Annotated in this window: 18 protein-coding genes and 2 pseudogenes; 15 read left to right on the top strand and 5 right to left on the bottom strand. The window is 43.4% G+C overall.

Annotation, left to right across the window (positions count from 1 at the left end; genetic code table 11):
• Nucleotides 1–135: 135 nt before the first annotated feature.
• The 15 genes from I1A59_RS07795 to I1A59_RS07725 all read left to right on the top strand — a co-directional run bounded on the left by I1A59_RS07795 (nucleotide 136) and on the right by I1A59_RS07725 (nucleotide 13,711).
• A complete protein-coding gene (locus I1A59_RS07795; RefSeq protein WP_196092219.1) occupies nucleotides 136–492 on the top strand; it encodes a biotin transporter BioY in 357 nt (118 codons plus the stop codon).
• Nucleotides 493–494: 2 nt separating this feature from the next.
• A complete protein-coding gene (gene birA / locus I1A59_RS07790; protein WP_196092218.1) occupies nucleotides 495–1,427 on the top strand; it encodes a bifunctional biotin--[acetyl-CoA-carboxylase] ligase/biotin operon repressor BirA in 933 nt (310 codons plus the stop codon).
• A 723-nt stretch (nucleotides 1,428–2,150) separates the two neighbouring features.
• On the top strand, nucleotides 2,151–2,942 hold the full coding sequence (locus I1A59_RS07785) for an enoyl-CoA hydratase (RefSeq protein WP_196092217.1): 792 nt from the start codon (nucleotides 2,151–2,153) through the stop codon (nucleotides 2,940–2,942).
• Nucleotides 2,943–3,057: 115 nt separating this feature from the next.
• A complete protein-coding gene (locus I1A59_RS07780; protein WP_196092216.1) occupies nucleotides 3,058–3,492 on the top strand; it encodes a MarR family transcriptional regulator in 435 nt (144 codons plus the stop codon).
• Nucleotides 3,493–4,452, top strand: a complete 960-nt coding sequence (locus tag I1A59_RS07775; RefSeq protein WP_196092215.1) for a beta-ketoacyl-ACP synthase III — start codon at nucleotides 3,493–3,495, stop codon at nucleotides 4,450–4,452.
• Between the two features lie 222 nt (nucleotides 4,453–4,674).
• Nucleotides 4,675–4,899 carry an acyl carrier protein gene (locus I1A59_RS07770; protein ID WP_196092214.1) on the top strand — a complete coding sequence of 75 codons (225 nt, stop codon included), beginning with the start codon at nucleotides 4,675–4,677 and terminating at the stop codon, nucleotides 4,897–4,899.
• 302 nt (nucleotides 4,900–5,201) lie between these two features.
• Nucleotides 5,202–6,155: an enoyl-[acyl-carrier-protein] reductase FabK gene (gene fabK, locus I1A59_RS07765; RefSeq protein WP_196092213.1), complete on the top strand. Its 954-nt coding sequence runs from the start codon at nucleotides 5,202–5,204 to the stop codon at nucleotides 6,153–6,155.
• Between the two features lie 67 nt (nucleotides 6,156–6,222).
• Nucleotides 6,223–7,182, top strand: coding sequence for an ACP S-malonyltransferase (gene fabD, locus I1A59_RS07760; RefSeq protein WP_196092212.1), 960 nt, complete (start codon nucleotides 6,223–6,225; stop codon nucleotides 7,180–7,182).
• Entirely contained in the window at nucleotides 7,152–7,886 is a 735-nt protein-coding gene (gene fabG / locus I1A59_RS07755) for a 3-oxoacyl-[acyl-carrier-protein] reductase (RefSeq protein ID WP_196092211.1), read from the top strand. The genes fabD and fabG overlap by 31 nt, the downstream gene beginning before the upstream one ends.
• Nucleotides 7,887–7,898: 12 nt before the next feature.
• A complete protein-coding gene (fabF, locus tag I1A59_RS07750; protein WP_196092210.1) occupies nucleotides 7,899–9,137 on the top strand; it encodes a beta-ketoacyl-ACP synthase II in 1,239 nt (412 codons plus the stop codon).
• The gene (gene accB / locus I1A59_RS07745; protein WP_196092209.1) at nucleotides 9,134–9,601 is read left to right on the top strand and encodes an acetyl-CoA carboxylase biotin carboxyl carrier protein; all 468 of its coding nucleotides are present in this window, start codon (nucleotides 9,134–9,136) and stop codon (nucleotides 9,599–9,601) included. The genes fabF and accB overlap by 4 nt, the downstream gene beginning before the upstream one ends.
• A complete protein-coding gene (gene fabZ / locus I1A59_RS07740) occupies nucleotides 9,598–10,020 on the top strand; it encodes a 3-hydroxyacyl-ACP dehydratase FabZ (protein WP_196092208.1) in 423 nt (140 codons plus the stop codon). The genes accB and fabZ overlap by 4 nt, the downstream gene beginning before the upstream one ends.
• A gap of 312 nt (nucleotides 10,021–10,332) precedes the next feature.
• Nucleotides 10,333–11,700 carry an acetyl-CoA carboxylase biotin carboxylase subunit gene (locus I1A59_RS07735; protein ID WP_196092207.1) on the top strand — a complete coding sequence of 456 codons (1,368 nt, stop codon included), beginning with the start codon at nucleotides 10,333–10,335 and terminating at the stop codon, nucleotides 11,698–11,700.
• A gap of 374 nt (nucleotides 11,701–12,074) precedes the next feature.
• The gene (accD, locus tag I1A59_RS07730; protein ID WP_196092206.1) at nucleotides 12,075–12,941 is read left to right on the top strand and encodes an acetyl-CoA carboxylase, carboxyltransferase subunit beta; all 867 of its coding nucleotides are present in this window, start codon (nucleotides 12,075–12,077) and stop codon (nucleotides 12,939–12,941) included.
• A complete protein-coding gene (locus I1A59_RS07725) occupies nucleotides 12,938–13,711 on the top strand; it encodes an acetyl-CoA carboxylase carboxyl transferase subunit alpha (protein ID WP_196092205.1) in 774 nt (257 codons plus the stop codon). Before accD ends, I1A59_RS07725 begins: the two co-directional genes overlap by 4 nt.
• 46 nt (nucleotides 13,712–13,757) lie before the next feature.
• Here I1A59_RS07725 and I1A59_RS07720 read toward each other — a convergent pair whose 3' ends face one another.
• The 5 genes and pseudogenes from I1A59_RS07720 to I1A59_RS09540 form a co-directional block, all read right to left on the bottom strand.
• Nucleotides 13,758–15,218, bottom strand: a complete 1,461-nt coding sequence (locus I1A59_RS07720; RefSeq protein WP_196092204.1) for an NCS2 family permease — start codon at nucleotides 15,216–15,218, stop codon at nucleotides 13,758–13,760.
• A 257-nt stretch (nucleotides 15,219–15,475) separates the two neighbouring features.
• A pseudogene (locus tag I1A59_RS07715) lies at nucleotides 15,476–15,793 on the bottom strand (type II toxin-antitoxin system RelE/ParE family toxin); the annotation flags it as partial.
• Between the two features lie 207 nt (nucleotides 15,794–16,000).
• On the bottom strand, nucleotides 16,001–16,339 hold the full coding sequence (locus I1A59_RS07710) for a hypothetical protein (protein ID WP_196092203.1): 339 nt from the start codon (nucleotides 16,337–16,339) through the stop codon (nucleotides 16,001–16,003).
• 191 nt (nucleotides 16,340–16,530) lie between these two features.
• Nucleotides 16,531–16,809, bottom strand: coding sequence for a role in replication (locus I1A59_RS07705; protein WP_348769637.1), 279 nt, complete (start codon nucleotides 16,807–16,809; stop codon nucleotides 16,531–16,533).
• 219 nt (nucleotides 16,810–17,028) lie between these two features.
• Nucleotides 17,029–17,221 (bottom strand): annotated as a pseudogene (locus I1A59_RS09540) (IS982 family transposase); the annotation flags it as partial.

The raw sequence follows: 17,221 nt of genomic DNA, 5'->3' as shown, positions 1-17,221 counted from the left end.
TACTATTTCGTAGTTGCTTCTTTACTTGATTTGGCATTCTATCCACCTCCTTGAGCCTAAGTATAGCAAAAAAAGATTTCGAAAGCTCGATTTAGGAGCTTTCGAAATCCTTAACTTAATGACATTGCTTTTACCATGTTGCTTTTTTTCCTGCTTGGTTTGGTGATTCCCGTTTTTTCAGGGAAATCAACGACTTTGACGGCACTAGCTGGTCCGACTGCGGGGTATCTTTTGGCCTGGGCTTTGGTTCCCTTCTTCATGGGACTGATTCTCTCAAGGATTGAGCGAGTCACTTTTCCAATCCTTTTCTTAGTCACGATTCTGATTGGGGTTCTTTTTGTGGATCTTCTAGGTTCGATTTGGCTATCCCATGTAACGAATATGCCTCTTAGTCAATCCCTGATTTCCAATTTGGTCTTCATTCCCGGAGATCTCTTAAAAGCGTCTGTCGCAAGTCTGATGGCCTTTCGTCTTTCTAATGGGGAACTATAATTATGAAAACTTATGAAAAAATTTTCCAAGAACTCTCGACTGTCACAGATTTTGTGAGTGGTGAAGCGCTAGCGGAACAACTCCGAGTGTCACGCGCAGCCATTTGGAAGGCTATCAAACAGTTAGAAAAGCAAGGAGTTGTGATTGACAGTTTGAAGAATAGGGGTTACCGTTTGGTAGCTGGGGATCTTCTACTACCAGAAGCCATTGCGGAACAAACAGGGCTAGCTGTCTATCACAATTCAACCAGTTCCTCAACACAACTGGATGCCAAGCAGGGGATTGATGCTGGAAATCCAAGTCCCGCACTTTACCTGGCTCCGAGTCAAACAGCAGCACGTGGGCGATTCTCCCGTTCCTTTTTTGCGCCTGAAAGGGGAGGGATTTACATGAGCCTCCATCTGGAGCCACAGCTACCTTTTGACCAACTTCCAAGTTATACCCTCTTGATTGCGGCTAGTATTGTCAAGGCAATCCACAATCTGACAGGGATAGACACCAACATCAAATGGGTCAATGATATTTATCTTGGCAAGAAGAAGATTGCCGGTATTTTGACAGAGGCTGTCTCAGATGTTGAGACTGGAACCGTGGCCCATATCATCATCGGAGTGGGCATCAATTTCTGTATACCAGAATTTCCAAAGGACCTGGAAGACAAGGCAGGCTCGCTTTTTACCAGTCAGCCCCAGATAAACAGAAATGAGCTAATCGCGGAAATCTGGCGAATCTTTTTGACCAGTAAATCAGGAGATCTTTTTGATCTTTACAAAAAACACTCTCTAGTTCTAGGTCGTGAGATTTGTTACCAATTTCAAGGACAAAAACTGACGGCTACCGCAGTCGATATTTTAAAAACTGGGGAGCTTCTTGTTGAAACCAGCACAGGAATACAGAAGCTTTCCAGCGGGGAAATTAGTTTAACCAAGTGGTGAGATAACAGAGAGTGGGACAGAACAATTTTTGCAAAAAAATTGTTCGTTACAAGTCTTTATTTCAAGTTGTAAGCTGAAACGGTTTCTCCCCAAACCGACCTCGCTCTTTTATTGTTAGGCTCGGGTTCAAACAGTCTCTCCTCAGACTGTTTGAATCCCACCTCCGGTCTAAAGGCATGTTGAATGCCTTTAGAGTTTCTAGATGAAATGAACGAAGTTCATGACAATGTTGATTAGGTTGTTTTCTGGACTCAAAGAGTCATGAGATGACTCTTTGAGCTTCTTGATAAGAGAACATGAAATGTTCTCTCAATAAAAGTGATACTCATTACATTTCAAAATCTGAATGTGTTAATCCTCTTTGCCGAACTTTAAGTTCTGTCTTCATCGGATTGCCTTTTCAGATTTCGAACTGTTTCGAGTATGAATAATTGTTATTTGCTTCGCAAATCCTATCTGCACCTCAAACAGCCTTTTAGCTGTTTGACCGAATCAACCACTGCGTCAAAGAGTTTTCACTAATCAAAGTTTTAAGGCTGGAAGTTTTGCCCAGTCTTTTTTCGCCTTTTTGGAAGCAGTCTCTCAATTATTTTACACTTCAAATAATTTATAGGGTAAAACTAAAAAAATTGTAAAAATTATTGAGAAATTGTTCAACTTGTGGTAAAGTGTCTAATAAGGTTTGATAATCAAACCATTTAAGAATAAAAGGAAAGGGGTTTTATGGCATATTATGGAATTCTGATGGAAAAAACGGATGGGCTTGCAAGATTGACGCTAAACCGACCAGAAGTGGCAAATGGCTTTAACGTCCCCATGTGTGACAGTATCTTAGCAGCCTTAGCGGATGTCGCAAGCGATGAATCCTTGCGAGTGCTGGTCATTCAGGCGGCTGGAAAAGTTTTTTCTGTTGGTGGTGATTTGGTTCAAATGAAGGAAGCTGTCGATAAGGACGATGTCGATTCCCTGGTTCGCATCGCAGAACAGGTAAACGAAATTTCTTTGGCCTTAAAAAAATTAGGGATTCCTGTTATCATGCTGGTGGACGGTCCGGTTGCCGGTGCAGCTTTTAACATGGTCTTGGCTTCAGATTTCTGTATCGCATCTGAAAAATCCAAGTTCATCCAAGCTTTTGTGGGAGTTGGTCTAGCCCCAGATGCAGGAGGCTTGTTTCTCTTAACCCGCTCTATTGGCATCAATCGAGCGACACAAATTACCATGACAGGAGAAGCAGTCTCTGCAGAGAAAGCTCTGGACTGGGGCTTTGTCTATAAAGTTTGTGAGAGTGAGAAAGTAACCAAAGTAGCCGATCAGCTTTTGAAAAAGCTAGCTCGGGGCTCCAAGAATACCTACCGAGCCATCAAGAGCATGGTCTGGGAAAGTGAATTTTCCGCCTGGGAAAACTATGCCAAACTAGAACTATCCTTGCAGAAGGAATTGGCATTTACGGAGGATTTCAAGGAGGGTGTGAGGGCTCATTCAGAGCAACGCCGTCCCAAATTTTTAGGCAAATAGTTTTAAAATCAAATTATTTCACAATAAAACCTTGCAAGATGTTTTGTTATCTGTTATAGTTTGATTATCAAAGTTTTAGCAACTTTGATAATCAAACACTTGCAGGAGGTCCATCATGGATTATCAACAAATCAATGACTACTTGGTTGATATTTTTAATAATGTTTTGATTATTGAGGAAAATAGTTTAAAAACGAGTCGTTTTAAGGACATATCCATTAAGGAAATGCACACCATTGATGAGATTGGTAAGAGACCTGATGTGACTCCAAGCGAGATTGCCCAAACCCTCATGGTGACTTTGGGGACTGTGACCACCAGTCTGAACAAGCTCGAGGCCAAGGGTTATATTGTGAGAACACGTTCTACCATTGATCGTCGTGTGGTTCATCTTGGCTTAACCAAGAAAGGACGATTGATTTACCGCTTGCATAGACGCTTCCATCGTGCCATGGTCACCAGTATTACCGACGGGATGGATCCAGCAGAGTTGGAAGTCATGCAACGGGGATTGGAAAAACTTCATCAATTCTTAGAGGAGCTTAAATAAATGGCTTTTGCAAAAATCAGTCACGTTGCTCACTATGTTCCTGAAAAAATTGTCACCAACGAGGATTTATCGAAAATCATGGATACTTCGGATGAGTGGATTAGCAGTCGGACGGGCATTAGAAGTCGTCGTATCTCTACAGGGCAACAGACGAGTGACTTGGCGATTGAAGTAGCCCGAGACTTGTTGGCAAAGTCGGGTTATGCGGCGGAGGAGTTAGACTTTATCTTGGTCGCAACCATCACACCTGATTCGAATATGCCTTCAACCGCAGCGCGTGTGCAAGCTGCTCTTGGTGCGGTAAATGCCTTTGCTTTTGACCTAGCAGCAGCTTGTTCAGGATTTGTATTTGCCCTCGCAACCGCTGAGAAGTTCATCAAATCAGGAACCTCTCAGAAAGGTCTGGTCATTGGCGCTGAGGTATTTTCCAAGGCGCTTGATTGGACAGATCGCCGAACAGCAGTCCTCTTCGGTGATGGTGCCGGTGGTGTTTTGCTTGAACGGTCAGAGACAGAGCATTTTCTAGCGGAAAAACTCTATACTGACGGAAGTAAAACTGGTCTAGAGTCTGGCATGACGACTGTGGCTAATCCCTTTTACCAGGGAACAGATGTGAATCCTTACTTGAAAATGGATGGCCGAGCAATCTTTGACTTTACCATCAAGACGGTTTCCAAGAGTGTGAAGGTCATGATTGAGGAGTCAGGGGAACCTGATTATCTCCTCTTGCATCAAGCCAATATCCGCATTTTGGATATCATGGCTAAGAAAATTGACCTTCCACGGGAAAGGTTTTTGGCCAACATGCAGCACTATGGCAATACTTCGGCCGCCTCTATCCCTATTTTGTTATCTGAAAATGTGGCTAATGGGACTATCCCCATGAATGGAAGCCAGAAGCTTTTACTTTCAGGCTTTGGCGGTGGCCTGACGTGGGGAAATATCCTCGTTTTAACGTAATTATACTCATTCCATTTCAAAATCTGAATGTGTTAATCCTCTTCGCCGAACCCCTAGTTCTGCCTTCATCGGATTGATTGCAAGCGATGCTTGCTTCATTACCTATAAATTTTTATCCAATTCCTGGATTAAAATTCATTTCAGATTTCGAACTGTTTCGAGTTTTAAAAATTTTATTTATTTATTTATTTATTTATTTATTTATTTTAAAGGAGAAAAATCATGGCAGTATTTGAGAAAGTACAAGAAATTATCGTTGAAGAGCTTGGTAAAGAAGCAGAAGAAGTAACGTTGACAACAACATTTGACGAACTGGACGCAGATTCATTGGATGTCTTCCAAGTAATCTCAGAAATTGAAGATGCTTTTGATATCCAGATCGAAACAGAGGATGGTTTGAGCAATGTGGGTGATTTGGTTGCTTATGTTGAGGAAAAAACCAAATAATACTCATTCCATTTCAAAATCTGAATGTGTTAATCTTCTTCGCCGAACTATAGTTCAGCCTTCATCAGTAAAGGTGGCAAGCTATGCTTGCCTCATCGGCAAAAAAGATCAATCCAGTTTTCTGGATTAATCTTCGTTCCAGATTTCGAACGGTTTCGAGTATATAAGAATTGAGGTTGTGAGGTATCCTCATTGAAAATCTTTGGTTGATTTTTGATGGGGATTGGATCCAACCTTTCTTCTTAAAAAATACTTTAATGGTCAAAGTATTTTTTAAGAAGAAATCAGATAAGGTAGAGAAAATGAACACAAAAATTACAGAATTGTTAGGGATTACCTACCCAGTTTTCCAAGGTGGAATGGCTTGGGTAGCGGATGGAGATTTAGCTGGAGCTGTATCCAATGCCGGTGGTCTAGGGATTATCGGTGGGGGGAACGCCCCTAAAGAGGTTGTTAAGGCAAATATCGATAAGGTCAAAGCGATAACGGATAAGCCTTTTGGGGTGAATATCATGCTCCTGTCTCCCTTTGCGGATGATATTGTAGACCTTGTGATTGAAGAAGGGGTCAAGGTGGTTACAACGGGTGCCGGGAATCCAGGAAAATACATGGACCGTTTTCACCAGGCGGGGATCAAGGTGATTCCTGTTGTCCCTTCAGTTGCATTGGCCAAACGGATGGAAAAGCTAGGGGCTGACGCTGTGATTGCGGAAGGGATGGAAGCCGGAGGTCATATTGGTAAATTGACGACAATGACCTTGGTTCGCCAAGTTGTAGATGCAGTCACCATTCCTGTGATTGCTGCCGGAGGGATTGCGGATGGTCATGGGGCTGCGGCAGCCTTCATGCTTGGAGCAGAATCCATTCAAGTTGGAACCCGTTTTGTGGTCGCAAAAGAATCCAACGCCCATCAGAATTTCAAAGATAAGGTCTTGAAGGCCAAGGATATTGATACGGTTGTTTCGGCATCCGTTGTGGGGCATTCGGTCCGCTCGCTTAAAAATAAATTGACCACCACTTACGCCAATGCGGAAAAAGAGTTCCTGGCAGGAACCCGTTCTGCTGATGAAATTGAAGAATTGGGGGCAGGTGCTCTCAGAAATGCAGTGGTGGATGGCGATGTTGTCAACGGTTCTGTGATGGCCGGTCAAATTGCAGGACTGGTACGGAAGGAAGAAAGCTGTCAAGAAATCGTGGAAGATCTAGTGACTGGGGCTCGCGAGGTTATTTTAGGAGAAGCGAGTCGTTGGGCATAGAGTCTTTCATGAGACTGCTGCTCTAGAAATTGTACCCGAAAGGAAGATACTCCAAAGGAAAAGAACTATGTCAAAAAAAGCATTTTTATTCGCAGGTCAAGGGTCACAGACTCTGGGGATGGCCAGTGATTTGTACGCGACTTATCCCATTGTTAAGGAGACTTTTGATCGAGCCAGTCAGATTTTGGGTTACGATTTGCGGGCCTTGATTGACGAGGATGAGGTCAAGCTCCATCAAACCCGTTACACCCAACCGGCCATTCTTGTAACCTCCCTTGCCATTTATCGTCTATTGGCGGAGCATGGGATAAAGCCGGATATTGTAGCCGGCTTATCTTTAGGTGAGTATTCGGCCTTGGTGGCTAGTGGTGCTTTAGCTTTCGAAGATGCGGTAGCTCTAGTAGCCAAGCGTGGAGAATATATGGAGACTGCAGCTCCAGCTGGAAGTGGAAAAATGGTTGCTATTCTCAATGCCGATCCGGCTTTGATTGAAGAAGCTTGCCAAAAAGCTTCTGCTAAAGGGATTGTTAGTCCCGCCAACTACAATACACCAAATCAAATTGTGATTGGTGGAGAAGTGGCAGCTGTTGATGAGGCCGTTTCTTTCTTGAAAGAACAAGGGGTCAAACGCCTAATTCCCTTAAATGTTTCGGGACCCTTTCATACGGCGCTCTTGAGACCGGCTTCTGAGAAATTAGCGCTGGAGCTGGAGCGGATTTCCTTTTCAGTCTTTAAGATTCCCTTGGTTGGGAATACAGAAGCCAAGATTATGGAGGTCAATCAGATTCGGAGCCTCTTGGCTCGCCAAGTTATGGAGCCGGTTCGTTTTTATGATTCGATTGCAGCGATGAAAGACTTTGGCTTGGATGAGGTCATCGAAATCGGTCCTGGTAAGGTTTTATCTGGTTTTTTGAAAAAAATTGATAAGGGGCTTTCCACCACATCGGTCGAGGATAGGGAAAGCTTTGAAGCACTGCTCAAGGGGAAGGAAAACGAATGGACATTCAAAAGAAAAATGTTTTTGTGACAGGTTCGACGCGTGGAATTGGCCTAGCGATTGCGCATACATTTGCTAGTTTAGGAGCCAATGTTATTTTAAATGGTCGTTCAGCCATTTCAGAGGAGTTACTGAATCCGTTTTCAGACTATGGTGTCAAAGTGGTGGCGATTTCAGGGGATGTCTCAGATGCAGCGGATGCAGAGCGGATGGTAGCGGAAGCGACAGAAGCTTTAGGCTCTGTGGATATTCTGATTAACAATGCAGGAATCACCAATGATACATTGATTTTGAAAATGACGGAGGAAGATTTTGAATCCGTTCTGAAAGTTAATCTAACCGGTAGTTTTAATATGACCAAGGCAGTCTTGAAGCCTATGATCAAGGCTCGTCAAGGTGCCATTATCAACCTGTCCTCAGTCGTGGGTTTGATGGGGAATGCTGGCCAGGCCAACTATGCGGCTTCTAAAGCTGGTTTGATTGGCTTCAGCAAGTCTGTCGCTCGTGAAGTGGCGGCGCGTGGTGTCCGGGTGAATGTGATTGCCCCTGGATTTATCGAATCCGATATGACGGATCAACTATCCGATAAAATGAAAACTGCGATGATGGCACAGATCCCGATGAAAGCCTTTGGTCAGCCAGAGCAGGTTGCCGATGTAGCTGTTTTCCTGGCCCAACAAGAGTATCTGACAGGTCAGGTGCTTGCGGTTGATGGCGGTTTAACGATGCAATAGAAGAGGTAGAAGATGACTAATAAGCGTGTGGTTGTAACAGGTTATGGTGTGACCTCCCCAATCGGAAATACACCTCAAGAATTTTGGACGAACCTTTATGAGGGGAAAATTGGGATTAAGCCCATTACAAAATTTGATGTATCTGAGATTGACGTGCGGAATGCTGGAGAGATTCAAGACTTTCCTTTTGATAAATATTTTGTAAAAAAAGATACCAATCGGATGGATCTGTACTCGCTCTATGCCATCTACGCTGCCATGGAAGCATTGGAAAATGCTGGTCTAGATATGGAACAGGTGGATCGTAATCGTACGGGAGTGATTGTCTCCTCAGGGATTGGTGGTCTCCAGGAGTTGGAAGAACAGATTATTCGCATGAGTGAGCGTGGGATGAAGCGGATTAAGCCCATGTTTATCCCTAAGGCCTTGTCAAATATGGGAGCTGGGAATATTGCTCTCAAAATTGGGGCGCAGGGAGTGTGTAAATCTGTCACAACAGCTTGTGCTTCCGCAAATGATGCGATTGGAGAGGCCTTTCGAGAAATCAAGTATGGTCATCAGGACGTGGTGTTAGCCGGTGGTTCGGAAGCTTCTATTACCCGAATTGGGATTGGTGGTTTTAATGCTTTGACAGCTCTATCGACCACAGAGGATCCTGCTCGTTCGGCGATTCCTTTTGACAAAGATCGGAATGGCTTTGTCATGGGCGAAGGTGCGGGTGTACTCGTCATCGAGAGTCTGGAACACGCGCAAAAACGAGGAGCTACCATCTTAGCTGAGATTGTTGGCTACGGTTCCAATTGTGATGCCTATCATATGACCACGCCAACTCCGGATGGATCTGGCGCAGCCAAGGCCATCAAGCTTGCCTTAGATGAAGCCAAGATCCAGCCGTCGGATGTTGATTATGTCAATGCGCATGGGACCTCGACACCAGCCAATGAAAAAGGGGAAAGTCAGGCCATTGTCGCCGTTCTTGGAACAGAGGTTCCGGTGTCTTCGACCAAGTCCTTTACCGGCCATCTCTTGGGAGCAGCCGGTGCTGTTGAGGCTATCGCAACCATTGAAACGATGAGACATCGCTTTATTCCAAAGACAGCCGGGACACGAGAACTATCCGATGACATTCAAGCAAATGTCATTTATGGTCAAGGCTTGGAGGCAGAAGTGAACTATGCGATTTCAAATACATTTGGATTTGGGGGACATAATGCTGTCTTGGCCTTTAAGCGCTGGGAGGGATATGCATGAATATCAATGAAATTAAAGATTTGATGGCGCAATTTGATCGCTCCAGTCTCCGTGAATTTTCTTACAAAAACCACACGGATGAGCTGAGTTTTTCCAAAAATGAACAGGCTCCCCTAGCAGTAGTGGAGCAAAAAGATCCCGTACAAACTGGTCAAGCAACAGTCTCAGAAGCCTTGCCTGTAACCTCTCCACCAGTAGAAGTTGTTGAGGAGTCACAGGCTTCAGTTGAAGGTGACCTGGTCGAAAGTCCGCTTGTTGGGGTAGCCTACTTGTCCCCGGCCCCAGATAAAGAAGCCTTTGTCTCCGTCGGAGACACGGTTAAAAAAGGACAGACCTTGCTGATCGTTGAGGCTATGAAAATTATGAATGAAATCCCGGCTCCCAAGGATGGTGTCGTGACGGAAATCTTAGTTGCAAATGAAGAAGTTGTCGAATTTGGAAAAGGATTGGTACGCATCAAATGATGGATCTGAATCAAATCAAAGAAGCACTGCCGCATCGTTACCCCTTTCTCTTAGTGGATCGGATTCTGGAAACCTCTGAAGATGAGATTGTTGCGCTCAAAAATGTCACCATCAACGAACCTTTTTTCCAAGGGCATTTTCCACAGTACCCAGTTATGCCAGGTGTTCTCATCATGGAAGCTTTAGCGCAAACAGCCGGTGTCTTGGAACTGTCTAAGGAAGAGAACAAGGGCAAACTGGTTTTCTATGCAGGGATGGACAAGGTTCGCTTCAAAAAACAAGTGGTTCCCGGAGACCAGTTGGTCATGACGGCTAAATTTATCAAACGTCGTGGCACGATTGCGGTTGTGGAAGCCAAGGCAGAGGTTGATGGACAGCTGGCTGCTTCGGGGGTATTGACCTTTGCCATTGGTAGCTAAACCTTATTACTTTTCAAAATCTGACTTTGTCAAGCCTCCTTGATGAACGGATTGATTGCGTGTTTCTACGCCTTATTCGTAATATTCAACAGGTCTCCTAGACCTGTTGAACGATCATCATCGGATTTCCTCGTCTTTTTTTTGAAATGCTGCGAGTATTCTGATTTTGAAAATTGTTAAGTATACAGTCGTTTAGTTTACTTTTAGTACAAGGCAGCGAGTCGTAGACAGTACTGAAGTACGGCAAGGCGAGCTAACACAGTAATAAAAGATAAACTAAAAGAGTATAACACTCCACCAAAGGAGAAGAAAATGTTCAAGAAAATTTTAATTGCCAATCGTGGGGAAATTGCCGTGCGGATTATTCGGGCGGCGCGTGAGTTGGGGATTGCAACCGTTGCGATTTATTCTGAAGCAGACAAGGAAGCTCTCCATGTTGCCTTGGCGGATGAGGCTGTTTGTATTGGGCCTGCTAAATCGACAGAATCATATTTGGATAGGAACGCGGTCTTATCTGCAGCGATTGTAACCCAAGCAGAAGCCATTCACCCTGGATTTGGTTTTTTGAGTGAAAACTCAAAGTTCGCAACCATGTGCGAGGAGATGAATCTTACATTTATTGGTCCTGCTGGCCAAGTCATGGATAAGATGGGTGATAAAATCAATGCCCGCTCCGAAATGATAAAAGCCAAGGTTCCTGTTATCCCAGGATCTGATGGCGAAGTGTTCACTGCGGATGAGGCCTTGAAAATCGCAGATCGACTGGGCTACCCAGTCATGCTCAAGGCATCGGCCGGTGGTGGCGGGAAAGGGATTCGAAAAGTGAAGAGCCAAGAGGATTTGGCGCCTGCTTTTGAGTCTGCTTCTCAAGAAGCCAAAGCTGCCTTTGGCAATGGAGCCATGTATATCGAAAAAGTGATTTACCCAGCTCGCCATATCGAGGTCCAGATTTTAGGGGATTCTTTTGGCAATATCATTCACCTGGGAGAACGTGATTGTTCCCTCCAGCGGAACAATCAAAAGGTTTTAGAAGAAGCGCCTTCGATTGCGATTGGAAAAACGCTTCGGACCAAGATCGGTCAAGCGGCAGTACGGGCGGCCCGCGCCGTGAACTACGAAAACGCAGGAACCATTGAATTTCTCCTCGATGAGAAAAGCGGTGAGTTTTACTTTATGGAGATGAATACCCGTGTTCAGGTTGAGCATCCCGTAACTGAATTTGTGACCGGTGTCGACATCATTAAAGAGCAAATTCGTATCGCGGCTGGTCAAGAATTATCCTGTAAGCAAGAAGATATTCAGATTACAGGTCATGCCATAGAGTGTCGCATCAATGCTGAAAATCCTAAGTTCAATTTTGCCCCCAGCCCTGGAAAAATTACGGATCTTTACTTACCGTCAGGCGGTGTCGGTTTGCGCGTGGATTCAGCGGTCTATTCAGGTTATACAATCCCACCCTATTATGACTCCATGATCGCCAAAGTCATCGTTCATGGTGAGAACCGTTTTGATGCACTCATGAAGATGCAACGAAGCCTCTATGAACTAGAGATTGAAGGGGTTGTCACCAATGTTGACTTCCAATTGGATCTTATTTCCGATGATCACGTGATTGCCGGTGATTACGATACCAGTTTTCTGATGGAACAATTTTTGCCAGCCTATGCTGAAAAGGATTAGGGGAGAGTGGGACAGAACAATTTTTACGAAAAATTGTTCGTTACAAGTCTTTATTTCATGTTGTAAGCTGAAACGGTTTCTCCCCAAACCGTTTCACTCCCACCTCCGGTCTAAAGGCATGTTGAATGCCTTTAGAGTTTCTAGATGAAATGAACGAAGTTCATGTCAATGTTGATTAGGTATTTTCGGAGGTCAAAGAGTCAGGAAGTGACTCTCTGAGTTTTTGGATAAGAGAGCATGAAATGTTTTTTCAATAAAATCGAACGAAAATACCAATCAAACACTGCGTCAAAGCATTTTCGCTAACTAAAATTTAGAGGCTGATATATGTTGCTCAGCCTCTACTCTTTTATTGAAAAATGAAAGGAGAAGCGATGGGACTATTTACTCGAAAAGAAAAATATATCCGCATCAATCCCAACCGTTCGGTTAGGCGGAAGGTGGAACGGGAGATGCCAGAAGTACCCGATGAACTCTTTGCCAAGTGTCCCGCCTGTAAATCGGCTATTTACCAAAAAGATTTAGGACCTGCTAAGATTTGTCCAGCCTGCTCCTATCATTTTCGGATTTTAGCCCAAGAACGTTTAGACCTCATGGTGGATGAAGGGACCTTTGAAGAGATGTTTACCGGTTTTGCAACAAAGGATCCTCTCAAGTTCCCCAATTATCAGGAAAAATTAGCAGCTATAAAGGCAAAGACAGGATTGGATGAGGCAGTAGTAACAGGTAGGGCCAAGATTCAAGGGCAAGAAACTGCCCTTGCCATTATGGATTCCAACTTTATCATGGCCTCCATGGGCACGGTTGTCGGAGAAAAAATTACCTGTCTTTTTGAATATGCCATTCAGGAGAAACTGCCAGTGGTCATTTTTACCGCATCAGGAGGAGCCCGTATGCAGGAGGGAATTCTTTCGCTTATGCAGATGGCCAAAATTTCAGCAGCAGTAAAATGCCATTCCAATGCAGGATTATTCTATCTCACAGTCCTAACCGATCCAACAACCGGCGGTGTTACTGCATCCTTTGCCATGGAGGGGGATATTATTCTTGCGGAACCCCAAACCTTAATTGGTTTTGCAGGTCGCCGTGTGATTGAATCAACTGTGCGTGAAAATCTCCCTGACGATTTTCAAAAAGCGGAATTTCTTCAGGAACATGGCTTTGTGGATGCCATTGTCAAACGGACAGACTTAGCAGCTACAGTTGGACAATTATTGAATTTTCATGGGGGAAGGAAATGACCAGTAAGGTAGCACATATTTTAAAAGAAGCTCGGAATCAAGGACGGTTGACAGCCCTAGATTATGCCCAAGTGATTTTTGATGACTTTTTCGAATTACATGGAGACCGCAATTTCCGTGATGATACGGCAGTTATTGGGGGTATTGGAAAATTGGATGGACGAGCCGTAACGGTTGTCGGGATTCAAAAGGGAAAGAACTTCCATGATAACTTGAAGCGCAATTTTGGACAACCCCATCCAGAAGGTTATCGCAAGGCCCTCCGCCTGATGAAACAGGCAGAAAAATTTGGGCGGCCTGTTGTGACCTTCATCAATACCGCCGGTGCTTATCCAGGAAAAGGGGCTGAAGAACGTGGCCAAGGAGAAGCCATCGCCCGAAACCTTCTGGAGATGAGTGACCTGAAGGTGCCCATTATCGCCATTATCATCGGAGAAGGTGGATCTGGAGGAGCTTTGGCCCTTGCCCTTGCCGATCAGGTTTGGATGTTGGAAAACACAACCTATTCCATCCTTAGCCCAGAAGGCTTTGCTTCTATTTTGTGGAAGGATGGAAGCCGAACTATGGAAGCAGCTGAACTGATGAAGATGACAGCAGCCGACTTAAAAAATCAGGGAATTATTGATAAGATCATCCCAGAACGCGGTTACTTTTCTCGTGAGATTATCCAACTAATTAAGACCCAGTTGATGGATGAGTTGGCTCACTTATCAGCTCTACCAACAGAGCAACTACTGGAAGACCGTTACCAACGGTTTCGGAAGTATTGATAGAAGCAAAAAACGGACTTTCGCTCGAAAGTCCGTTTTAAAGGGGTTATAGTAAAGCCAAGATTACAAAGTTGAGAATAAAGAGTCCAGTTGCTCCCCAAAGAATTGGGTGAATTTCTTTAGACTTACCAGTTGAAACCTTAACCAAGCAGTAGAAGATGAAGGCTGCTGCGATACCGTAAGAGATGGAGAAGCAGAGGGCCATAAAGAAGGCTGCGAAGAAGGCTGGAAGAGCATCTTCGAATTGGCTCCAGTCAACATCCAAGAAGGAGGACACCATCATTACCCCGACAATAATCAAGGCTGGAGCAGTAGCTGCTGCTGGGACGATTCCGATAAATGGAAGGAGGAATGTCGAAAGGAGGAAGCAGACTGCCGTTGAAACAGCCGTAAGACCTGTGCGTCCTCCAGCGGAGATACCGGCTGCAGATTCAACGAATGTCGTTGTGTTTGAAGTTCCAAAGAGGGCTCCAATGGATGTCCCGATGGCATCGGCAAAGAGGGCTCTATCCATTTTGGAACTGAAGCCAGTAGAGTTTTCAAGAGCCTCTTCATCTTCCGCAGAGAAAATGCCAGTCTTGCGACCAGTCCCAATAAAGGTTCCGAGAGTATCGAAGGTGTCTGACAAACTAAAGGCAAAAATGGTCATCAGAACCAAAGGCAAACGACTAGTGTCGGCAAAGAGAGAAGAAAAACCACCAAAAGCTGCTAAGAAGGTTGTTCCCAATTCTCCAAAGGCTGTCCCCAAATTATTGTTGGCGAAATCAATGGTCGATAAATCAACCACTCCAAACGGAATTCCCGCTAAGGTCGTTGCGACAATCCCGATGAGAATCGCACCACGTACATTTTTGATGACTAAAACAGCTGTTAAAAGCAGCCCAAACACAGTTAAGAGGACACTTGCATCAGTGAAAGTGGAAATAGAAGGAACAACTCCACCCCCTGCAAAAACAGAAGTAACACCATTGGCAAAGGTTTCGGAAGTCACTTCAGCAGGAGCAACTCCGTTGACAGTGATAATGTCTGAAGCTGAAGTAAGGAAGGTAATGAGATTGGAATTTTTGAAACCAAGGTAGGCTACAAAGACCCCAATCCCTCCACCGATCGCATGTTGGAGACTGACCGGAATTGCCTTGATGATGCTTTTCCGAACCTTGGTAACAGTGATGAAAACGTTAAAAAGACCACAGAGGAATACCATGGCTAGGGCTTCCTGCCAAGTAAAGCCGAGACCAATCACGACTGTGTAGGTAAAGAAGGCATTGAGCCCCATTCCTGGTGCCAAGGCATAGGGGACATTGGCGAATAGTCCCATCACTAAGGTTGAAACCGCACTGGCAATGATTGTTGCCAAGAAAACTGCTTGGGTTGGCATTCCTGCCACACTAAGCACACTCGGATTGACAAACAAAATATAAGACATGGCAAAGAAAGTTGTAATCCCAGCCATGACCTCAGTTGATACGGTTGTACCGTATTCTTTTAAATTAAAAAACCGTTCCACGGGTCGTTTCTCCTTTATTTACGAATGATAGTATCATTCTAACAAAAGAATGTTCGATTTTCAAGAGCGTAAGTGATTGAAAATATTATTTTCATACTTAAGAAGTTCACCCCATTCATTGTAATTGCCTTACAGAACCCAGAAATTTGAGATATGGCGGATGAGGTGATTGATATTGATAGATGAAGCTAAAAAACTGAATCTGGTCTATGGGATAAAGTAGGCTTATTTATAATGTAAAGATTTTTAAAACTACATCAAAAGACCCTAGTGGAATGCAGCTCTACTAGGGTCTTTTGATGATCAAAGTATAAAATAAACAGTTTCAGATAATCACTTCTGGTTGACAAAATGTGGGTAATGACAACATTCTTTTTATCATCGTCGACAAAATACAAGGCAATATACTCTTTTCCAATTGTAAGGCCTCTTGTTTTATGGAATTTGTCTAAGTTTTTTTGAAAGTTTTCGTCCGCATCAAATCCAACCTCAGGGAATATTCCCAAAGCACTAATTTTAGTGATGATATACTCTTTTAGTTTATCTTTTATTACTGTGTTAGCTCGTCTTGCCGTACTATAGTACTGCCTGCGACTCGCTGCCTTGTACTAAAAGCAAACTAAAATACTATATTAGTAATCGTTTTTAATGTAGATTGTTCTGATGGAAGTTATGAATAATGCATTCTATTATCTCGACTAAAGTGTTGTGAGACATATTGCTATATTGTATTTTATAATCCAAGGCGCTCCCTTACTTCATCTACAGGGCACCTCTAAAAACTAAACTCTTAAAAATTCGAACATTGATTTATCAAGATTTCTACGACATGATTTGATGCAAAACCGGAGTTTTTCGAGGTGCCCTACAGAATATGTGTTTACTCCATTTGAATAATTATCAATGGCTTGTTTGACTTGGCTTTGTACCTGTAAAAATAGAATTTCTTTTTCATCTCCCAATAATGCCATTTTTCCGGTAATAGCAACTTGTTTTTCAAACACATCCATTGCACTAGAGATAGTCAAACCATTAGCCTTCGCGACTGCTTTAGCTTTTTCAAAATGTTTTGTATTCGTGGCAAAACCAACTCTTTTGTCTCGTGATACAGAAATCTCCATTTTGTTGTGTTTCTATTGGGTAATTATAAGTCATTGTAGCCAGGTTTTGTTTTTTTATAACGGTATCTATTTTTCTACCATTTTCCCAATGTTTAGCCTCAGAATCTGAATTGCAAATATTTATAGACCAGACTTCAATGTTGATCAAAAAATAAATCGCTTGGCTGATTAGATCCAAGCGATTTATGGAATCATTGCTTATCAATGATTTTGTATTCCTTTAAAAATCGTTTTTCTGATACCACTCGATGATTCGTTACATCTAAATAATCACCAGGATAGCCTAGCACGTACATTCCATATCCAGCAAAACCTCCACCTATTGAACCTGTTGCAACAATCTTCAGATTTGTTGAAGTTGACGGCTTCAAGCCAGATAGGAGGATACGTACGTGATTGTCCATCCAGACAATGTAGTTTTTCCTAAATGCCTCTTGAACCCAGTCAGGTTGGGGTGTTTGTCTGCCAATTTTCTAAACGTCAGCTGTTTTTTTCTTTATAGATTGCTTTCATAATATTTGTTTACTCACTGCAAACCGTTACAGGAATTTGGTGTGCCTCCTGTGCCTTATGGTCCACATACTTTTGGAGGATTTCGGATAGGCCATCTTCCGTTTATAGTCTTTTATTTGAAAATAACACAGTAAAAAAGCGCAAAAAAACACTATCTACCCGTTGTGCTAGTTGATTTAAGGGTAAGCAAGTGAATATTTTAGACTGAAACCATTTTCGATCTGGCTTTGATGAAGTAATATGGAATAAGTTAATAGGATGGCCTCTACTTTAAATTTTAAAGCATAGAGATTCCTGCATCTTAAATCCTCAATCCCAAACTGCTCTAAACTCGAAAATACCGTTTCAATTGGTTTACGCAGTCGTCCA

The sequence above is a fragment of the Streptococcus sp. NLN76 genome (genome assembly GCF_015686645.1).
In the GTDB taxonomy this organism is placed as follows: Bacteria; Bacillota; Bacilli; order Lactobacillales; family Streptococcaceae; genus Streptococcus.
Note: the sequence above shows the minus strand (reverse complement) of the source record. Positions and strands in the feature narration are given on the sequence as shown.